This window comes from Citrifermentans bremense R1, assembly GCF_000426865.1.
In the GTDB taxonomy this organism is placed as follows: domain Bacteria; phylum Desulfobacterota; class Desulfuromonadia; order Geobacterales; family Geobacteraceae; genus Geomonas; species Geomonas bremensis.
In genome coordinates this window covers 203219-222391 of sequence record NZ_AUGE01000005.1, presented here as the reverse complement: position 1 = coordinate 222391, position 19173 = coordinate 203219, and the positions used below count along the sequence as shown (strand labels likewise).

General features: G+C 61.3%; 22 protein-coding genes. 15 read left to right on the top strand and 7 right to left on the bottom strand.

What is annotated here, in order from left to right; genetic code table 11:
- Positions 1–75 precede the first annotated feature (75 nt).
- From sucC to K419_RS0105605, 5 genes are all read left to right on the top strand, one after another.
- Positions 76–1245, top strand: a complete 1170-nt coding sequence (gene sucC, locus K419_RS0105625) for an ADP-forming succinate--CoA ligase subunit beta (RefSeq protein ID WP_026840723.1) — start codon at positions 76–78, stop codon at positions 1243–1245.
- A 12-nt stretch (positions 1246–1257) separates the two neighbouring features.
- Positions 1258–2130: a succinate--CoA ligase subunit alpha gene (gene sucD / locus K419_RS0105620; RefSeq protein ID WP_026840722.1), complete on the top strand. Its 873-nt coding sequence runs from the start codon at positions 1258–1260 to the stop codon at positions 2128–2130.
- A gap of 39 nt (positions 2131–2169) precedes the next feature.
- Positions 2170–2334, top strand: a complete 165-nt coding sequence (locus K419_RS0105615; protein ID WP_012531652.1) for a DUF6290 family protein — start codon at positions 2170–2172, stop codon at positions 2332–2334.
- A 305-nt stretch (positions 2335–2639) separates the two neighbouring features.
- Complete coding sequence (locus K419_RS0105610; protein WP_035496931.1) at positions 2640–3197, top strand: DUF4124 domain-containing protein; 558 nt, start codon at positions 2640–2642, stop codon at positions 3195–3197.
- Between the two features lie 25 nt (positions 3198–3222).
- Positions 3223–4143 (top strand): M28 family peptidase, encoded by a 921-nt coding sequence (locus K419_RS0105605; RefSeq protein WP_026840720.1) that lies wholly within the window; start codon positions 3223–3225, stop codon positions 4141–4143.
- Here the strand turns inward: K419_RS0105605 and K419_RS0105600 are convergent.
- Positions 4055–5032, bottom strand: a complete 978-nt coding sequence (locus tag K419_RS0105600) for a CHAD domain-containing protein (protein ID WP_026840719.1) — start codon at positions 5030–5032, stop codon at positions 4055–4057. The genes K419_RS0105605 and K419_RS0105600 overlap by 89 nt on opposite strands.
- 77 nt (positions 5033–5109) lie before the next feature.
- Positions 5110–5610: a hypothetical protein gene (locus K419_RS23465; protein ID WP_156912177.1), complete on the bottom strand. Its 501-nt coding sequence runs from the start codon at positions 5608–5610 to the stop codon at positions 5110–5112.
- On the opposite strand from K419_RS23465, the gene K419_RS0105590 reads away from it, so the two are divergent.
- The 7 genes from K419_RS0105590 to K419_RS0105560 all read left to right on the top strand — a co-directional run bounded on the left by K419_RS0105590 (position 5588) and on the right by K419_RS0105560 (position 11732).
- Complete coding sequence (locus K419_RS0105590; protein ID WP_012531647.1) at positions 5588–5962, top strand: hypothetical protein; 375 nt, start codon at positions 5588–5590, stop codon at positions 5960–5962. The genes K419_RS23465 and K419_RS0105590 overlap by 23 nt on opposite strands.
- Positions 5963–6246: 284 nt before the next feature.
- A complete protein-coding gene (galE, locus tag K419_RS0105585; RefSeq protein ID WP_026840718.1) occupies positions 6247–7236 on the top strand; it encodes a UDP-glucose 4-epimerase GalE in 990 nt (329 codons plus the stop codon).
- Positions 7237–7265: 29 nt separating this feature from the next.
- Positions 7266–8144, top strand: a complete 879-nt coding sequence (locus K419_RS0105580; protein ID WP_026840717.1) for a YicC/YloC family endoribonuclease — start codon at positions 7266–7268, stop codon at positions 8142–8144.
- 57 nt (positions 8145–8201) lie between these two features.
- The gene (gmk, locus tag K419_RS0105575; protein ID WP_026840716.1) at positions 8202–8810 is read left to right on the top strand and encodes a guanylate kinase; all 609 of its coding nucleotides are present in this window, start codon (positions 8202–8204) and stop codon (positions 8808–8810) included.
- Between the two features lie 28 nt (positions 8811–8838).
- Complete coding sequence (gene rpoZ, locus K419_RS0105570; RefSeq protein WP_012531643.1) at positions 8839–9045, top strand: DNA-directed RNA polymerase subunit omega; 207 nt, start codon at positions 8839–8841, stop codon at positions 9043–9045.
- 121 nt (positions 9046–9166) lie between these two features.
- A complete protein-coding gene (locus K419_RS0105565; protein WP_026840715.1) occupies positions 9167–11317 on the top strand; it encodes a RelA/SpoT family protein in 2151 nt (716 codons plus the stop codon).
- A gap of 31 nt (positions 11318–11348) precedes the next feature.
- Positions 11349–11732 (top strand): RidA family protein, encoded by a 384-nt coding sequence (locus tag K419_RS0105560; RefSeq protein ID WP_026840714.1) that lies wholly within the window; start codon positions 11349–11351, stop codon positions 11730–11732.
- A gap of 74 nt (positions 11733–11806) precedes the next feature.
- On the opposite strand, the gene rpmB is transcribed toward K419_RS0105560, so the two are convergent.
- The gene (gene rpmB / locus K419_RS0105555; protein ID WP_012531640.1) at positions 11807–11998 is read right to left on the bottom strand and encodes a 50S ribosomal protein L28; all 192 of its coding nucleotides are present in this window, start codon (positions 11996–11998) and stop codon (positions 11807–11809) included.
- A 105-nt stretch (positions 11999–12103) separates the two neighbouring features.
- On the opposite strand from rpmB, the gene K419_RS0105550 reads away from it, so the two are divergent.
- A complete protein-coding gene (locus tag K419_RS0105550) occupies positions 12104–12691 on the top strand; it encodes a YdcF family protein (protein ID WP_026840713.1) in 588 nt (195 codons plus the stop codon).
- A gap of 209 nt (positions 12692–12900) precedes the next feature.
- Here the strand turns inward: K419_RS0105550 and metG are convergent, their stop codons facing one another.
- The 4 genes from metG to tmk form a co-directional block, all read right to left on the bottom strand.
- Positions 12901–14430, bottom strand: coding sequence for a methionine--tRNA ligase (gene metG / locus K419_RS0105545; RefSeq protein ID WP_026840712.1), 1530 nt, complete (start codon positions 14428–14430; stop codon positions 12901–12903).
- On the bottom strand, positions 14427–15362 hold the full coding sequence (locus tag K419_RS0105540) for a PSP1 domain-containing protein (RefSeq protein WP_026840711.1): 936 nt from the start codon (positions 15360–15362) through the stop codon (positions 14427–14429). Before K419_RS0105540 ends, metG begins: the two co-directional genes overlap by 4 nt.
- 144 nt (positions 15363–15506) lie before the next feature.
- Positions 15507–16469 (bottom strand): DNA polymerase III subunit delta', encoded by a 963-nt coding sequence (gene holB, locus K419_RS0105535; RefSeq protein ID WP_026840710.1) that lies wholly within the window; start codon positions 16467–16469, stop codon positions 15507–15509.
- Positions 16470–17147: a dTMP kinase gene (tmk, locus tag K419_RS0105530; RefSeq protein WP_026840709.1), complete on the bottom strand. Its 678-nt coding sequence runs from the start codon at positions 17145–17147 to the stop codon at positions 16470–16472.
- A gap of 213 nt (positions 17148–17360) precedes the next feature.
- Here tmk and rnc point away from each other — a divergent pair, with 213 nt between their 5' ends.
- Complete coding sequence (rnc, locus tag K419_RS0105525; protein WP_026840708.1) at positions 17361–18059, top strand: ribonuclease III; 699 nt, start codon at positions 17361–17363, stop codon at positions 18057–18059.
- A complete protein-coding gene (locus K419_RS0105520) occupies positions 18056–19084 on the top strand; it encodes an elongator complex protein 3 (protein ID WP_026840707.1) in 1029 nt (342 codons plus the stop codon). The genes rnc and K419_RS0105520 overlap by 4 nt, the downstream gene beginning before the upstream one ends.
- Positions 19085–19173: the final 89 nt, after the last annotated feature.

Genomic DNA, 19173 nt, shown 5'->3' with positions numbered 1-19173 from the left:
AATAAAACAAGCGATAGTTAATGCTGTTGGCAGTTTGCTGGTGATATGTCAGAACCCGATCTTTAAGGAGGGAGTATGAACGTCCACGAGTACCAGGCTAAAGCAATTCTGCGCAAGTTCGGGGTGCCGGTTCCGGATGGCCACGTTTGCTACAACGGCGCCAGTGCCAGGGAATGGGCCAAGCGGCTCGGCGAGGGACCTTGGGTGGTCAAGGCCCAGATCCATGCCGGGGGGCGCGGCAAGGGGGGAGGCGTCAAATTGGCGCGCACCTCGAGCGAGGTGCAGATGATCGCCCGCGACATGCTCGGCATGACCCTCAGGACGCATCAGACCGGGCCGGAAGGGAAGGTGGTGCACCGGGTCCTGGTCGAGTGCGGCTGCAACATCGGCAGCGAACTGTACGTGAGCCTCTTGGTGGACCGTGCCACTTCACGCGTCACGGTCATGGCCTCCACCGAGGGGGGGATGGACATCGAAGAGGTGGCCGCGAAGACCCCGGAAAAGATCTTCACCGAGGCGGTCGATCCGCTGGTGGGGCTGACTCCCTTCCAGTGCCGCAAGATCGCCTTCAGCCTGGGGCTCAGGGGAAAGCTCACGGGGAAGGCCGTGAAGGTCTTCACCTCCCTCTACAACACCTTCATCGCTACCGACTGCTCGCTTTTGGAGATAAACCCCTTGGTCGTCACCGACGAAGGTGAACTGATCGCGCTGGACGCTAAATTCGGCTTCGACGACAACGCGCTATTCAGGCACCTGCAGATAGGCGACATGCGGGACTTCGACGAGGAGGACGCAAACGAGATCGAGGCATCCCAGCACGACCTCTCCTACATCTCCCTTACCGGCAACATCGGCTGCCTGGTTAACGGCGCGGGCCTCGCCATGGCCACCATGGACATCATCAAGCACTACGGCGGCGACCCGGCCAACTTCCTGGATGTCGGGGGCGGGGCCACCATCGAGCGCGTCACCGAGGCCTTCAAGATCATCCTCTCGGATAAAAACGTGAAGGGGATCCTGGTCAACATCTTCGGCGGGATCATGAAGTGCGACGTCATCGCCACCGGGGTCATCGAAGCGGCGCGGCAGGTCGGCATCCAGGTGCCGCTCGTGGTCAGGCTGGAAGGGACCAACGTGGAGCTGGGCAAGCGGCTTCTGTCCGAAAGCGGGTTGAACATAGTGGCTGCCGACGGCATGGCCGACGGGGCACAGAAAATAGTGCGGGCCGTAGCGGCCCAAGCCTAGGGGGGGATGACCATGAGCATAATGATCAACAAGGAAACCAGGGTCATCACCCAGGGGATCACCGGCGCCACGGGGCTCTTCCACGCCCAAGGGGCGCGCGAGTACGGCACGCAGATGCTGGGGGGGGTAACCCCGGGGAAGGGGGGGACGGTCATCGACGGCTTCCCTGTATTCGACACGGTCGCCGAAGCGGTTCACCAAACCGGCGCCACCGCGTCCGTCATCTACGTCCCGCCCCCCTTCGCTGCGGACTCCATCATGGAGGCGGTCGATGCCGGCGTTGAGCTGGTCTGCTGCATCACCGAGGGGATACCGGTTCTAGACATGGTGAAGGTGAAGCAGTACCTGGTGGGGAAGCGGACCCGCCTGGTGGGACCCAACTGCCCCGGAGTGATCACTCCAGGCCAGTGCAAGATCGGCATCATGCCCGGCTACATCCACAAGCCCGGCAGGATCGGCGTCGTGTCGCGCTCCGGCACCCTCACCTACGAGGCGGTATGGCAGCTCACCTCCATCGGGCTCGGGCAATCCACCTGCGTCGGCATCGGCGGCGACCCGGTGAACGGCACGAGCCATATCGACTGCTTGAGGCTCTTCGAGGCGGATCCCGACACCGATGCGGTGATCATGATCGGGGAGATCGGGGGGAACGCCGAGGAGGAGGCCGCGCGCTTCGTGAAGGAGAATATGAAAAAGCCGGTGGCGGCCTACATCGCCGGCGTCACCGCTCCCCCGGGTAAAAGGATGGGGCATGCCGGCGCCATCATCTCCGGCGGCAAGGGGACCGCGACCGAGAAGGTAGCTGTCTTGAGGGAATGCGGCATCAGCGTTGCCGACAGCCCGGCGGAGATGGCCCAGGCGCTGCTGCAGGTCTACAAGCCGTAAGTACTTACTGCCACGGCGAGGTGGCAATGGGGAGTGCGTATGAGAAAGAAGAAGAAGGAGAACGTACGCTACCATGTGGTCTCGGTACGGGTAACCCATGAAGACCGCGAGACCCTGGAACACCTGTCGAAACAGACCAACATGAAGGTCTCGGACCTGATGCGGGAGGCGCTATTGGCGGTCCCCGCGAAGGATCCTTCCTGACCGGGCGCCGGCAAGGGGGGGCTTGGCAGGAAAGAGAAAAAAAGTACGCGTTGGAATTCGAATGAAAAAGGCCGGGGAGATACTTCCCGGCCTTTTTTACGTCTGGCTTCGTTCCACCAGAATGCGGCGCAACCTATGAGAGTATTTAAAAGAAAATTGACAATTTCCGCGATATGCATATTATCGTCCCTGCCTCGGATGCCGGTCAGGCGAGCCTTGTACCGGAAGCGTGGTTTTGACTGTGAACTTCTCGGATTTTCTCCGTGGCTGACGGTTCGTTTCTTGGGGGAGATATGCGACATCTCGTGATTAGTACCCTGCTTCTCGCCTTTTTTGCGCCGGGCATCGCCCCTGCTGCGAGCTACCAGTGGCGCGACGACCAGGGCGTGACCCATTTCACCGACGATGCCGACCGCGTACCGGAGAAGTACCTGAATCGGGCGAGGGAGATCCAATCGGTCGCCGGGGAAAAGAAAACTGCCTCCCCGACACCACCCGCAATTAAAGGGGAGGGTGCCCCCGCGGCAGCGCCCGCGCCCACACCTCCTGAGGGGGATCGCGCGAGCACGGAGTTGAACCAGCTCAGGGAGGACCTGGCGGCGAAGCAGGCCGAACTGGCCCGCCTGCGGCGCAAGTGGCAACTGGCCAAGGGGCGAAACCCTTCTCGGGAAGAGATAAAGGAATTCGAGAAGAAGCGAGCCGAGGGGAAGTCGACCTTCAAGGACAACCCTTATGTCAACAAATCGCCGCTCTCGTCCCCCATTCCCGCCCGCGTCGCCTATTTGAAAAAACTGGAAGAGGTGCAAAAGGACGAGGAGCGGATCCGGCAACTGGAGCAGCAACTTAAGGCGCAGGGAAAGTAAAGGCAAATAGGCGTAAGGAGCGAGGATGGAACTGGTTCGGCAGGCGTTGGCGAAGATCTCGGTGGAACGGATCAGAAAGCACATCGAGGAGCTGGAAGGGGTGAGGCACCCGGTGGCGGCCCCGGCCGCCCTGGAGCGCGCGCGGGCTTATGTAAGCGACAACCTGAAAGCCTTGGGGTACAGCATCGAACAGCACCTGTTCCTCGACAACGGCAGCGAGTTCAGCAACGTGATTGCCACCCGGCGCGGCAGGCTTTTCCCCAGGCGCCGGCTGCTGGTGCTGGCTCATTACGATACCGTTTCCAACTCCCCCGGGGCCGACGACAACGCAAGCGGCGTGGCGGTTCTCCTGGAAATAGCCACTGCTTTGAGCGGGCTCTCCATGGAAAAGACGGTCCAGTTCGTGGCGGTGAACCTGGAGGAAAATGCCGACGAAGAGGTGTCCGGCAGCGGACTCAGGGGGAGCCGGGCGCTCGCTGCCCGGGCCAAAGAGGAAGGGTGGGATATCGAGGGGGTGCTGGTGCTGGAATCGGTCGCCTTCGCATCCGACTCCGCCTTGCAGACCGTGCCGGCGGGGCTGCCGCTGGAGGTGCCTTCTCAGGGGAACTTCCTGGCCGCGATCGGCAACGAAAACTCAAAAGTGCTGCTGCAGGGGTTTTCCCAGTCGATCAAGCGCCATGGCGCCGCTCTTCCGGTAGTTCCCCTGGCGGTTCCGGGCAACGGGGAGATGTTCCGCGACACCAGGAGGTCGGATCATGCCCCCTTCTGGGACCTCGGTTTCCCCGCGGTGATGCTGACCGACACAACAAATTTCAGAAACCCAAACTACCACGAGCCGAGCGACACGCTAGAGACCCTCAACCTTGCCTTCGCGGAAAAGGTCTGCCGCGCGACTGCCGGCTGCCTGCTGGACCTGGCTGGGGGCGTCGAGGAAAGAGAAGTCTGACCTCTTCAGGCACCGCCGCAAGCGGCATCGCCTGGAGCAGCTCCAGAAACCGTGTGAAAAGCTCGTGCCTTAGCTGTTCCATTACGCCCAGCAGTTCCTCCTTGGCCGCCCCGTCGGCCACCCTTTCCCGCACCATCCCGGTAAAAACGTCCAGGTCGTGCAGTTTCCCCAGCACCTCCTGGTGGCTCTTCAGCTTGTCCCTCAAGGCACCCGCCGATGGCAGCTGCGGTTCCACAAGCTCCACCCGGTAACGCATCTTCTTCACCGCGATCCTCAGCCTGTGCTGTGCCGCGGGATCTCCTTCAATGGCCGCCGACGGAAGGAGTACCGCGAGAGTTTCGGCGCGTTCGGTGAGCGCCCCCTCCGCGAAGGTGCGGAAGTCGAGGAAGGGGTTTTCCTTCTGGCCCCGGAAGAGGTTGAGCCTGTCGTGCAGAGCGTCCAGCAGCATGGCGGTCTGCCGGCGCTCGCGGGGGTGGCGCAAGGTCGCGGCGAGTTGGCTGCGCGCCAGCCCGCGCTCCTGCTCAAGTGCGCGCAAAAGCTCGTCCAGCACCGCCGTGTCGGTCTGTGGCCTGCTTTGCTTTAGTTCAAGGAAAAAGAGACGGGCCTCGTCGGCATTGCGTATCGGGCCCAGCATCCGGGTCACCTTTCTGACCCGCTTTGACAGCTTGCTCGCTGCATCCGAGGGAAAGCAGGGTTCGAAGAGTGCCAGCGCCTCCCGCAGGCGGCGTGAGGCGACGCGCAGGTCGTGGAGTTGTTCCTCCTCCAGCGTCTTCGATACTTGCTTCCAGTTGGCGAAAAAGAGTTTTGCGGCTGCGGTTAGTGTGGTGCGGGAGGCGAACCAGATCCGAAGGGAACCTGGTTCGCCTGTGCTTGGAATGGAGCGGGCCATGACCTTCGCCTTTCATGTAAGTGCCGATACTGTGACAGGCAGGATTATAGCACCATCTTCATGTCAGGATCTTTGTCTTAAGAAGATTTGTTAACTGTGAGGAGAAATTCCATCACGGCAAGAAGGTTGGCCAGTCTGCGGAAGAGCTTGTTCTTCTCCTGAACGTCGCGGGTTGACTTTAGCTTTGTCATAAGAATCTGGTACTGGTCGATCACTAGGTCGAGCGGCTTCGGGGTCTTCAACGCCTTTCCTCCTTTGTTTGATTTTTGGTTAGAGAAATATAACCATTGTTTTCGACGTGTCAAGGTGTCGGGGCGCTGCCGCTGCTCCACTTCGAGGGCGTGACGCAGACAAAAGCTCCACCACAGAGGAGAATCAAAAACGAAATACAGTACAGGCAAAACCGAAAACGTCAGCTTTGGCCTTGGTTCTCCTCTGTGTCCTCTGTGGTGAGTGGGGTTCAACGGTGCGCGGGAAAAAATCGGGTAAAAATTTGCATTTTTTAATTTCATGATATAGTGGGGCGGTTGTTTAATAAACAAGGGGAGGCTCATCATGAAAAGAGTGCTGTCCATCATTGTTAGTGCCCTGGTTGCCGTGTCGTTTGCCGGTATTGTCTCGGCCGTAGATAGTCCCAGCGTGCCGGCGGAAACCATGGACACCAAAGGCCAACCACCCTATGACGTCCCGACCGCGGGTGCGGCGGGGGACAAGACCAAGACCCAGGACACTACCAAGAAGAAGAAAAAGAAAAGAAGCAAGAAGTCGAAGAAATCGACGCGCCGGGCAACTACCGGGACCACTAACACTACCGAGCCCAACTACGGCACACCTGCTACCGGCGGCCCGAGCGGGACCATGGGAACCCCGGGCGGCACCGAAGGCGGGGCAGGCGCAGGCGGCGCGGGGACCGGCGGTGGCGGAAGGTGACGCTTTGGTTCCTGAACTCGGAAAGGCCGCATCAAACGATGCGGCCTTTTTGTGTGTGCGCCCGGCAGGGGGGGCGGTTCAATCGGTTCTTGGACCGAATTAATCGTTGCGCGGGGAGTGGGTAAATGCTATAAATATTCGCCTTATTGGCTGTTGATACCGTCCGCGCTGCGGTTGTGGCTTCGGGTTTGCACATGTGGCCTTGCCGGCGAGAGCGCCGAAGTATCGAGGGTCTAGTCCAAGGGCTAGACCCTCTTTCATTATCCAAAACGATGGAGGCATCTATGGGTGCGATTCTTGTTACAGGTGGGGCTGGCTACATTGGAAGCCATGTAGTAAGACAGCTTTCCGAGGCGGGCCACGAGGTGATTGTCTTCGACAACCTTTCGACCGGGAGCGCCGACGCCTTGATCAACGGGGAGCGGCTCATAGTCGGCGACCTGGCGGACGAAAAAAAGATAGGCGAGGTGCTGCGGGAAACCGGGTGCAAATCGGTGCTGCATTTCGCCGCCGCCATCGTAGCACCGGAATCGGTGCTGCTGCCGCTCAAGTATTATTCCAACAACACCCGCAACACCCTGAACCTGATCAAGGCCTGCGTCGACAACCAGGTGGAGCGCTTCATCTTCTCCAGCACCGCCGCCGTCTACGGCATTCCCGAGGGGGGGCATGCCGCCGAGGATAGCCCCACCGTCCCCATCAACCCCTATGGCACCTCGAAGCTGATGAGCGAATGGATGCTGAGGGATGCCGCCTTCGCCCACGGTTTTTCCTACGTGGCGCTGCGCTACTTCAACGTGGCCGGCGCCGATCCGCAGGCGCGGATGGGACAGCGCACCCCGGACGCGACGCACCTGATCAAGGTCGCCTGCCAGGCGGCTCTGGGGATGCGCGACAGCGTTTCCATCTTCGGCACCGACTACAATACCCCCGACGGGACCGGCATCCGCGACTACATCCACATCGAGGATCTCGCCGCCGCCCACCTCTACGCCCTCAAGTACCTGGAGCAGGGGGGGACGTCGAGCACCATCAACGTCGGATATGGGCAGGGCGGGAGCGTCAGGGAAGTGATCAAGGTGGTCAAGGAGGTAAGCGGGGTCGACTTCAAGGTAGTCGAGGGGCCGCGCCGCCCGGGGGACCCGGCTGACCTGGTGGCCGTCGCCGACCGCATCCGCAGCGTGCTCGGCTGGACCCCCCGCTACAACAGCCTGCGCACCATCATCGAGGATGCCTGGCGCTGGGAGAAAAAACTGTTCGAAAAGCAGAAATAGCCGTACGAGGCTTTCACTAAGGAGAGCGCATGATCAAGAGCATGACGGGGTATGGCAAGGGAGAGTCCACCCACGAGGGGGGAAGGTTCGTAGTCGAGGTGCGCTGCGTGAACCACCGCTACGGCGAGGTGACGGTAAAGCTCCCGCGCGCGCTGATGCAGTTCGAGAACGAGATCAAGAAGCGGGTGGCCGAGAGGCTGGTGCGCGGCAAGATCGACGTATTCATCCAGGTCGAAAACGCGGTGTCGCTCGGGGTGCCGACGGCGAACCTGCCGCTTGCGCGCGGCTATCTCAAGGCGTTCACCAGCATCAAGGAGGCGCTGGGGCTGGAAGGGGAGGTGAAGCTCTCGTTGATCGCCTGCCAGCGCGACGTGGTCACGGTGGCCGCCGAGGCCGAGGCTACCCTGGAGGAGATCCCGCCGGAGCTTGTCGCCGCCTTGGAGGACGCGCTGCGCCGGGTGGACGAGATGCGGCTCTTCGAGGGGGAATCGCTCTACGCCGATTTCCAGAAGCGGCGCGAGGCGCTGGCCCAGCTGATCGCCAAGGTGGCGGCGCGCTCGCCGCTCGTGGTGCAGGAGTACGCGCAGCGCTTGAAGGAGAGGATCACCCAGCTCCTAACCGAGGGGAACGTTCCGGAGGAGCGCCTGGCAGTCGAGGTCGCCCTTTTGGCCGACAAGTGCGACGTGACCGAAGAGCTGGTGCGCCTGGAGAGCCATCTGCGTCAGTTCGACGAGACGCTCAATAGCGGCGAACCGGTGGGGCGCAAGCTCGATTTCCTGCTCCAGGAGATCAACCGCGAGGTGAACACCACAGGTTCCAAGGCGAACGACGCGCAGATGGCGGCCCTGGTGGTGGAGCTGAAGGCGGAGCTGGAGAAGATCCGGGAGCAGGTGCAGAACATCGAGTAGCGGCTTGGGCCTTGCCGGGAACGCCCGGCGGGCATAACGCATAACGGATGGAGAACCATGAAACGAGAAGGCGTACTGTATGTGATATCGGCACCCTCGGGGGCGGGCAAGACCTCGCTCTGCAAGGAAATAATTGACATTTTCCCGAACCTACGGCATTCTGTCAGCCACACGACGCGCCCTCCCCGTACCGGAGAGGTGCACGGGCGTGATTATTTTTTTGTGGGCAAGGAAGAATTCAACCGCATGGTCGAGGCGGGCGAGTTCGCGGAGTGGGCCGAGGTTCACGGCAACCTGTACGGCACCTCGCTTGCCACCTTGAAGGAATCCCGCACCGACGGGATCGACCTGATCCTTGATATCGACTGCCAGGGTGCGCGGCAGCTCAAGGGACGCTTCGAAGGGGGCGTCTACATCTTCGTGCTCCCCCCGAACATCGAGGAGCTGCGCCGCCGCCTCGACCACCGCTCCTCCGACTCCCCGGAGGTGATCGAGCGCCGCATCAACAACGCGGCCGGCGAGATCAAGGAAGCGCGCTGGTACGACTACATCATCGTCAACGACCGGTTCCGCGAGGCCGTCGAGCAGCTGAAGAGCGTGCTTATAGCCGAGCGCTGCAGAACCACCCGACTCATCCAGGGTCTTTCCGCGACCTTCGAGATCTAACAGTTAAACCACAAAGGGGATTCAAATTATGGCAAGGGTAACCGTAGAAGATTGTCTCGAGAAGGTGGACAACCGCTTCCTTCTCGTCATGCTCGCCTCCAAGAGGGTGAAGCAGCTTTTCAAAGGGGCAAGGCCGCTCATCGACAACAGGGGCGCCAACAAGAACGTGGTCGTCTCCCTGAGGGAGATCGCCGCCGGCAAAATCGGCTGTGAAATAGGCAAGAAAGGTCGTTAAAAGACAGGAAGGGGGACTCGCTGCGCGGTCTCCCTTTTTTTCACGAGCTGGGGGCTAACGGCTAAAGGGGAATCGGGCCCTGCTGCCGCTAGCCCCTTCTTTTTCAGCAAAGACAGGCGCGATGATAAGACTCAACGACATACTTGAAAAGGTCGCCTCCTACAATCCCGGTTGCGACCTCGACCTGCTCCGCAAGGCCTACGTCTTCTGTGCCAAGGTGCACCAGGGGCAGACCCGGCTCTCGGGAGAGCCGTACCTGATCCACCCCATGGAGGTGGCCGGGATACTGGCGGACCTGCGCCTGGACCTCCCGGCGGTGGTCACCGGGCTCTTGCACGACACGGTCGAGGACACCCTGACCACGCACGAGGAGCTGGAGTCGCTTTTCGGCGCCGAGGTGGCGAGGCTCGTCGACGGCGTCACCAAGATCGGCAAGATCCACTTCAAGACCAAGGAGGAGAGCCAGGCGGAGAACTTCCGCAAGATGCTCCTCGCCATGGCTACCGACATCAGGGTCATCCTGGTGAAGCTCGCCGACCGTCTGCACAACATGCGCACCCTGCAGTACCAGCCCGAGCCCAAGCAGCGCACCATCGCCAAGGAAACCCTCGACATCTACGCCCCCATCGCCAACCGGCTCGGGATCTCCTGGGTCAAGGGGGAGCTGGAGGACCTTTCCTTCCGCTACCTGGAGCCCCAGCTCTACTACGACTTGGCCGGCAAGGTGGCGAAGAAGAAGCAGGAGCGAGAGTCCTACGTCGCGACGGTGAAGGAGATCATCAAGAAACAGTTGGAGGAGCACGGCATCAAGGGGGACGTCTCCGGGCGCTCCAAGCACCTCTACTCCATCTACCGCAAGATGCAAAGCCGCAACGTCGACATCGACGAGATCTACGACCTGATCGCCATCCGCGTCTCGGTGGAGGACATCCGCGAGTGCTACGAGGTGCTGGGGATCATCCATTCCACCTGGAAGCCGATCCCGGGACGCTTCAAGGACTACATCGCCATGCCCAAGGGGAACATGTACCAGTCGCTGCACACGACGGTCATCGGCCCCTACGGCGAACGCATGGAGGTGCAGATCCGCACCGTGGAGATGCACCGCGTGGCGGAGTCGGGGATCGCGGCGCACTGGAAGTACAAGGAAGGGAAGGGGTACGACGACAAGGACGTCAAACGCTTCACCTGGATCAGGCAGCTCCTCGAATGGCAGCAGGAACTCGACGACTCCAAGGAGTTCATGGACACCGTCAAGGTCGAGCTCTTCCCCGAGGACGTCTTCATCTTCACCCCGAAAGGGGACGTGAAGGGGTTCCCCAAGGGGTCGACCCCCATCGACTTCGCCTATTCGGTCCACACCGACGTGGGGCACCGCTGCGTCGGCGCCAAGGTGAACGGCAAGCTGGTCCCGCTCAAGTACGAGCTGAAGACGGGCGACATCGTCGAGGTGATCACCTCGCCGCACCACACCCCCTCCAAGGACTGGCTGAAGATAGTCAAGAGCTCGCGCGCGCGCAACAAGATCAGGGCCTGGGTGAAGACCGAGGAGCGGATGCGGAGCATCACGCTGGGTCGCGAGATCTGCGAGAAGGAGTTCCGCCGCTTCTCGCTCAACTTCGGGAAGCTGCAAAAGACCGGCGAGTTGAAGAAGGTGGCCCAGGAGTTCGGCTTCGTGGCAGAGGACGACCTGATGGCGTCGGTGGGCTACGGCAAGCTCTCCGTGAACCAGATCCTTTCCAAGCTGATCCCTGCCGACAAGCTCGATGCCGCGAAGGAGCAGAAGGAAACGCGCATCGGTAAGGTGATCGAGAAGCTGAAGGGGAAATCCTCCTCGGCGATCGAGATCAGCGGCGTCGAGGACGTGCTGGTGCGCTTCGGCAAGTGCTGCAACCCTCTTCCCGGCGACGAGATCACCGGCTTCATCACCCGCGGGCGAGGGGTCACCATCCACACTGCGGACTGCCCCTTCGCCATGGCGCTGGAGCCCGAGCGCCGCATCGAGGTGGCCTGGAATAAGGGGAGAAAGAGCGCGCTTCCGGTCAAGATCCGCGTCGTCTGCAACGACGAAAAGGGGATCCTGGCGAACATAGCCACCGCCATTACCAACTGCGAGGCCAACATCTCCAGCGCCTCCATCCAGAGCACCCTCGACAAGCGGGGCGAGAACCTCTTCGAGGTGGACGTAACCGACCTCGACCACCTGAAGAAGGTGTTCGCCGCCATCATGAAGGTGAAGGGTGTCATCAAGGTGGAAAGGCTGAGAAGCTAGGAACAACATTCAAGGTAGCAAGGGGGAAAGCATGAAAAAGGAGATCATCGTAACGGACCAGGCGCCCAAGGCGATCGGCCCGTATTCCCAGGGGGTGAAGGCGGGAGGGTTTCTCTTTCTTTCCGGCGCCATCGCGCTCGACCCGGTGTCGGGGGAGATAGTCAAGGGGGGCGTCGTCGCCGAGACCGAGCAGGTGATGAAGAACATCGGCGCGCTATTGCAGGCGGCAGGCGTAGGCTTTGGGGACGTGGTGAAGACCGTGATCTACCTCGCTGACATGGCCGACTTCGCCACCGTCAACGGGATCTACGGCCGTTTCTTCGAGGCCGAGGCTCCGGCACGGGTCACCGTCGAGGTGAAGGGGCTGCCGCGCGGCGCGCTGGTCGAGATCGAGGTGACCGCCCTCTGCGGCTAGATGTATTCTGCGGGCAAAAATAAAGCCGCGGACGCATGCTGCGCCGCGGCTTTAATTGCTTTGCGGAAGATCTACTAGAGGGCCTTGGTGACGTGACCGGAGCGGATGCAGCGGGTGCAGACCTTGATGCTCCTGACGGTACCGTTTTTAACGGCCTTGATCTTCTGCAGGTTCGGGCGCCAGATTTTGCTGGTTTTGTTGTTAGCGTGGCTGACATTATTCCCGAAGCTAGGGCCTTTACCGCAAATCTCGCATATTCTGGACATTTCTTTCTACCCTCCGGTGGTTACTGAAGTCGTAATTAATAGCAGAGTCGCACTTTCGATGCAAGCAAAAAGTGGCGAACGATGCTTTTTTTCGGGTGCTAAATCATGGCTTTATTGAAGGGACTGTTTTCGCTCATGGTGTTGATACTGATCGTCCTGAGTGTTTTGTTCGTGGACTTCGTCTATAAGACCTTTTCACTGTCTCAGCGCGACGTGCACGCCGACGCCATCGTGGTCTTGACCGGCGGCCGGGGGCGGGTCGAGGAGGGTGTGAAGCTGTACCGGGCCGGCCAGGGAAAGCTCCTCTTTCTCATCGGGGTCGATCCTCTGGTGAAAAAGCACGAGCTTTACCAGGGGGCAGGCGCTGAGAACGTCTATCTGGAGAAGACGTCGAGGAACACCTTGGAGAACGCCATCTATGCCCGGGACATGATCATGAAGCACAAGGTGAGCTCCATCAAGCTGATCACCTCGCGCTACCACATGAAGCGCTCCACCATCCTGTTCCGGAACGCGTTCCCCAAGGACATCGCCATCTATCCCCATCCGGTAGATTCCAGCAATCTTAAGGAGGAGTGGTGGAACCACAAGGGGAGCTTCAAGCTGCTCTTCTCCGAATTCTACAAGTACTGCATCCTGCGGGTCTTCTTCCTGTTCGCGCCGGGCGAGCTGAGACCTATAATAACCAATTGACGCGCAGAACCAATTGACGCGCAGAACCAATTGACAATTGACAATTGACAACGAAAACCGGGACGTTGACTGATCAACGTTTTGACGGCATAAACTAGTTGGCAAAAAAAGAGGCGCTTGACAGATAACTGAGTCAAGCGCCTTTGTTTTTGTGATTGTCAATTGTCAATTGTCAATTGTCAATTGTCAATTGTCAATTGCTTTAGGTCTTACTCCGCTTTTTCCTCGATCCTCGGGAAGAGCGCCTCGGCCTTGGCGATGGGGGTGCCGGGCTTGAGCCCACCCCAGGCGAGATCGCCGGCGTCGGGCGCCTGCGCCCAACCCAGGCAGCAAAGACCCTTCTCGGAGGTCTTGGGCATGAAGGCGCAGAGGAGCGAGTAGACCACCCTTTGCGACTCCAGCATGTAGTACATGACGGTCGCCAGACGCTCCCTTTTTTCCGGGTCCTTGGCGAGGGTCCAGGGGGCGGTCTCGTCGATGTACTTGTTGCCGGCGGAGATGACCTCCCAGATCGCCTGCAGCGCGCGGCTGAAGGCTAGGTCCTCGATGAATCCGTCCACCTGGCCGATCATGGCCACGGTTTTCTCGCGGTAGGCCGCGTCCAGCTCGGTCTCTTCGCCGGGGGCCTGCAAAACGCCTCCGAAGTATTTCCCCAGCATCGCGGTGGAACGGTTCAGGAGGTTACCGAGGTCGTTGGCGAGATCGGAGTTGATCCTGTGCACCAGCGCCTGGTGCGAGAAGTCGCCGTCCAGGCCGAAGGGGACTTCGCGAAGCAGGAAGTAGCGCACCGCGTCCACCCCGTACTTGTCGACCAGCATGTTGGGCTCCACCACGTTCTGCAGGCTCTTGCTCATCTTCTGCCCCTCGACGGTCCACCAACCGTGGGCGAACACCTTCTTGGGGATTGGGAGCCCGGCCGCCATCAGGAAGGTGGGCCAGTAGACGGTGTGGAAGCGCAGGATGTCCTTGCCGATCAGGTGCACGTCGCAGGGCCAGTACTTGCCGAAGTTCCCTTGCTCGTCGGGGTAGCCGAGCGCGGTGATGTAGTTCGTCAGCGCATCGAACCAGACGTAGACCACGTGCTTGTCGTTGCCGGGGACCGGGATCCCCCACTGGAAGGTGGTGCGGGAGACGGAGAGGTCGCGAAGCCCTTCCTTGACGAAGGAGATGATCTCGTTTCTGCGGCTCTTGGGCTGGATGAAGTCCGGGTTCGCCTCTATGTGGGCCAGAAGCTGGTCCTGGTACTTGCTCATCCTGAAGAAGTATGATTCCTCCTTCAGCTTCTCGGTAGGCCTGTTGCAGTCAGGGCACTTGTAGTCGATCAACTGCGTCTCGGTCCAGAAGGTCTCGCACGGGGTGCAGTACCAGTCCTCGTACTCCCCGAGGTAGATGTCCCCTTTCTCCATCACCCTCTCGAAGAGCACCGAAACGCCTTTCTTGTGGCGCTCCTGGGTGGTCCTGATGAAGTCGGTGTTGGAGATCTCCAGCTTCTCCCAAAGCGACTGGAAACGCTTCATGACGCGGTCGGCCAGTTCCAGCGGGGTCTCGCCGGCGGCGATGGCAGCCTTCTCCACCTTCTGCCCGTGCTCGTCGGTGCCGGTCAGGAAGAAGACGTCGAAGCCCTTGAGCCGCTTGTAGCGCGCCAGTACGTCCGCAGCAAGCGTGGTGTAGGCGTGGCCTATGTGCGGGACGTCGTTTACGTAGTAGATGGGGGTGGTGACGTAGTACGCGGGCTTCATTGTGGTTTCTCCTTTTTTCTTTCCTTAACGTCCTGGGGCCTGTTGCGGCGCTGCTTGCCGGCGCCCTGCGGGCCTTTGCCCTTGTCGCCCTGCTGCTCTCCCTTGCCCTGCGGTTTCTTGACGCGGTCGCTCACGTTCTCGGGGCTGATCTCGTCGCCGTTCAGCGTGACCATCGTGTCGTCTGCGTTTCTCACGGTCACAGTCTGCTGCAGCACGTTCACCTTCACCACTTCGCCGTCGACGCAGCCGCACTGGACCCTTTTGCCGCACTTGGGGAGCCCCTTTCTCAGGCTGCAGTAGGTATCGAACTCGTAGGAGAGGCAGCAAAGGAGCCTGCCGCACTGCCCGGAGATCTTGCTCGGGTTGAGCGCCAGGTTCTGCTCCTTGGCCATCTTCACCGAGACCGGTTCGAACTCGCGCAGGTAGGAGGAGCAGCAGAGTTCGCGCCCGCAGATCCCGATGCCGCCGACCATCTTCGACTCGTCCCTGACGCCTATCTGGCGCATCTCGATCCTGGTGTGGAAGGCATGTGCCAGGTCTTTGACCAGTTCGCGGAAATCGACCCGGCCGTCGGCCGTGAAGTAGAAGATCGCCTTGCTCCCGTCGAAGAGGTACTCGACCCGCACCAGCTTCATGTCCATGCCCCTCTCCTTGATCCGGGTCAGGCAGAACTTGTGCGCCTCTTTCTCTTTTGCCGTGTTGGATGCCAGCGTCGCCAGGTCACTGGCCTCCGCCAGGCGTTGAACCGGCTTGATTCCTTCCGGGACCAGCGCGTCGTCCACTTCGATGGGGCCGGCCACGACCTGCCCTATGCTCTTGCCGCGCTCGGTCTCGACGATGACCCGGTCGCCCGGCTTGACCGTGGTCTTGCCGAGGGTGAAGTCGTAGAGCTTGCCTGCGGTGTTGAATTGTATCCTTGCGATCTTTGCCAAAAAATCCTCCAAAAGAGAAACAGGCCGTGGTCTGACGTCCTGTCGTTTGCTGTGTCTGGGTGCTGCACCGCCCGCCGGCCAAGCCGGCGTCAGGCGCTTCTACTGCTATCTTAATCCCGCCCTGGAGTTGAAGCTCTCGCGGACCTAGCGCGTCGCAAGCTTCATGAAAAAAACTTCCAGGGCGAGCCGCGCGTTCACGTTGCGGGCGAGCATCCGGCGCATGGTCGCCAACTGCTCGATCAGCTCCATCACCCGTCCCTCGCGGCAGCGGGACGCCTCCCGCTCCACCAGTTGCGTAAGGTCAGCGTTGGCCAAGGCCTCCGGGGTTGAGCGGTAGATCAGCACGTCCCTCAAAAACGAGAGCAGCAGCTCCAAGAGCCCAGGGAGCCCCTCCTTGTCGGCGGCGAACTCCTCGGCCGCGGCGAAAAGCTTGGCGATGTCTTTAAGCTCCAGGGCGAGCACCCGCTCCAGGAACCTCACCCTTCCTTCGAGCACGCCGTCGGTGGCGATCTCGATTCCCCTTCTGAGACTCCCCCCGCAAAGGGTGGCGGCTACCCGCGCCGCCTCCGCCGGGAACTGCTCCCTCACCAGCCGCTCCTCGATGAGCGCGGCCGGAAGCGGCTGAAAGGTGAGCGCCTGGCAGCGCGACAGTATGGTCTGCAGCACCGTCGAGCGTTCCGTGGCGATCAGGATCATCAGGGCGTTCCCAGGCGGTTCCTCCAGCGTCTTCAGGAGCGCGTTGCCGGAGGCGAGGTTGAACTTGTCGGCCCCGTCGATGATGCACGCCTTCTTGGGAGCCTCGAAGGGGCGGTAGGATAGCTCCTTTTGCAGCTCCCGCACCTGGTCGATCTTGATGAACGCGCCGTCTGGCTCCAGGATGTGCAGGTCCGGGTGCTGCCCCGAGGCGATCTTGCGGCAGGAGGAGCAGACGCCGCAGGCCTCGTCGCGGCCGCAGAAGACAGCCTGCACGAAGGCGAGTGCCGTCTTTTTCTTCCCGCAACCCTCGATTCCGGAGAAGAGGTAGGTGTGGGAAACGCGGTTCATGGCGATGGAGCGTCTGAGCACGGATACGGCCAGGTCCTGGCCGAGTACCTCGGAAAAAGGCATCTAGCACCCTGCCTTGACTGCTGCGAGTCCGGCCTTTCCAAGGCTCTGCATCCTCTGGCGAAGGGCCTCTTCGACGAGGAGCCCGGTCTGCTGCACGTCTCCCGAGCCGTCGACAACCACGAAGCGTTCCGGGAAGGCGGCCGCCAGCGTCAGGTAGCCGTTGCGTACCTTTTGGTGGAAGAGCAGGGATTCGCGCTCGAAACGTTCTTCCTTCGCCCCGCTGGTCGCCTCGATCCGGGCCAGGGCGCGGGAAAGTCCCACTTCCACCGGGCAGTCGATGAGCACGGTGAGCGCCGGCTGCACCCTGCCGGTGGCAAGGGTGTTGAGTTCTTCGATGACGGTGAGGTCGAGACCCCTGCCGTGCCCCTGGTAGGCGACGGTCGCGTCGGTGAAGCGGTCGCAAAGGACCGTCTCGCCACGCTCAAGCGCGGGGACTATGACTTCCTGCACGTGCTGCGCCCGGGCCGCCGCGTACAAAAGGAGTTCCGCCAAAGGGGTGATGGCGCTGTTTTTCGCATCCAGCAGGATGGCGCGCATCTGGTCGGCGACCGGGCACCCTCCAGGCTCCCTGGTCACGGTCACCTTCTCGGCCGCAGCTTCCAGACGCTCCTTCAAAAGCCTCAGCTGGGTGGTCTTGCCGCACCCCTCTATACCTTCAAATGTAATGAAAAAGCCCATAGCTCTTCTCTCATGATCCTTATAAAATCACTGAATTATATGGGAGGGGGGATGAATATGCAAGACTTAAATGGCCGCAAACCCGCGTGGCTAGTGCCTTGGTGCGGCCCTCGGCAGCAACGGGGCGCGGGGTGCGCCGGAGATGGCTATTGCCTGCTTTAACCCTTTGCCTTATAGTTACGCACATTAAACTCAGGAGAGCAGGTTTTCATTATGAGCGACATGCTGCATGACCCCCTGGAGGGGATCGAGGGGCGCCTAGGCTATCGGTTCAGCGATCGCGGCCTTTTGGTTGAGGCGCTGACCCATCGCACCTACGTCAACGAGGCGGGGGGGAGGGACAACCAGCGTCTTGAGTTCTTCGGCGACGCCGTGCTCGACTTTTTGCTCTCCGACATGCTCCTGGTGCGTTTCCCCGACAGCCGCGAAGGTGAATTGACCCGGATCAGGGCTGCGCTGGTGGACGAGGCGAGCCTGGGGAAGATCGCTTCGGAGCTCGACCTCGGGCAGGCGCTGCGTCTTGGGCGCGGCGAAGAGAAGGGGGGAGGGAGGCAGAAGCGCTCGCTTCTGGCCGATGCCTTCGAGGCGCTTTTGGCCGCGCTCTATCTCGACGGCGGCCTGGACCCGGCGCGCCGGGTGGTCGAGGCGCTTTTCGCGCCGCTATTGTCCAGCCGCGACCTCCTTTCCGGGCGCGACGCGAAGACCGAGCTGCAGGAAAAAGCGAGACTATTAAAGGGGGAACTCCCCCGTTACCAGTTGAAACAGGTCACCGGCCCGGACCACGACAAGCGCTTCACCGTCGAGGTCTACCTGGGCGAGGAGCTGATGGGTGAGGGGGTAGGGAGGACCAAGAAGGAGGCGGAGCAGGATGCAGCCCGCGCCGCCTTTCTCCTTTTGAAGGGGGAGGGGTGAGCGTCGTCCCCTTCTTCATTCCGCACCTGGGCTGTCCCCACCGCTGCGTCTTCTGCGATCAGGAAAAGGTGGCGGGCGCCTCGTGTGGGCTCCCGGCGCCGGCCGAACTCTTGGCGCGGGTGGCGCAGTACGCGGAAAAGGCGCGCGGCAGGGATCTGGAGGCCGCCTTCTACGGCGGGACCTTCACCGCCCTTCCTCGCGCCGACCAAAAGCGACTCCTCTCCCCGCTGCAGCCGCTTCTGGCTCAAGGCGCGCTGAAGTCGTTGCGGATCTCCACCCGGCCCGACTCGGTCGATGCCGATACCGCCTCCTTCTTGAAAAGCTTCGGTGTCGCCACCGTTGAGCTGGGGGTGCAGTCCATGGACGCCGAGGTACTGAGGCTCTCCGGGCGCGGCCATGACGCCGCCGACGTCGAATCCGCGGTGGCAGCGCTTAAGGAAGCAGGCATCGAGGTCGGCATCCAGCTCATGCCGGGGCTCCCCGGCGACTCCCCCGCCCGCTCGCTCAATTCGCTTGCGCGCGTGCTAGCGCTTTCCCCCTCCTTTTTGCGCATCTATCCCACGCTGGTCATCTCGGGGACCGAGCTTTCCCGCATGTACACAGCCGGAAGCTATAGCCCCCTCTCCTTAGAGGATGCCGTCAACCTCTGCAAGGAGATGCTGGTAGCGGCGACCCGGGCGGGTGTGCCGGTAATACGCATGGGACTGCAGCCTACCGCCGAACTGGAGGCGCCGGGAGTGGTTCTGGCCGGGCCTTACCACCCGGCCTTTCGCCAGTTGGTGGAAAGCGAGCTCTGTTTCGACCAGATGAGCCGTCTTTTGTCCGCCCTCCCACGCGGGAGCCGGGTCAGCTTTACAGTGCCGCGGGGGAAGACCTCCGACCTGGTGGGGCAGAAACGGCAGAACCTCTCCAGGGTCTCGCGTCTCTTCGATGCACGGGTCGTCGCCGTGCGGGAGGACGCCGCACTTGAGCCGCACACAGTCTCGGTGGAGTGGGACGGCGGGGCCATGAGTGCGGGTTTGTGACACAAAAGAGGAAAAGTGGGACAGGCTACTTTTTGAAATCAAAAAGTAGCCTGTCCCCTTTTTTCTTCGTATACTGTCCCCTTGTGTCT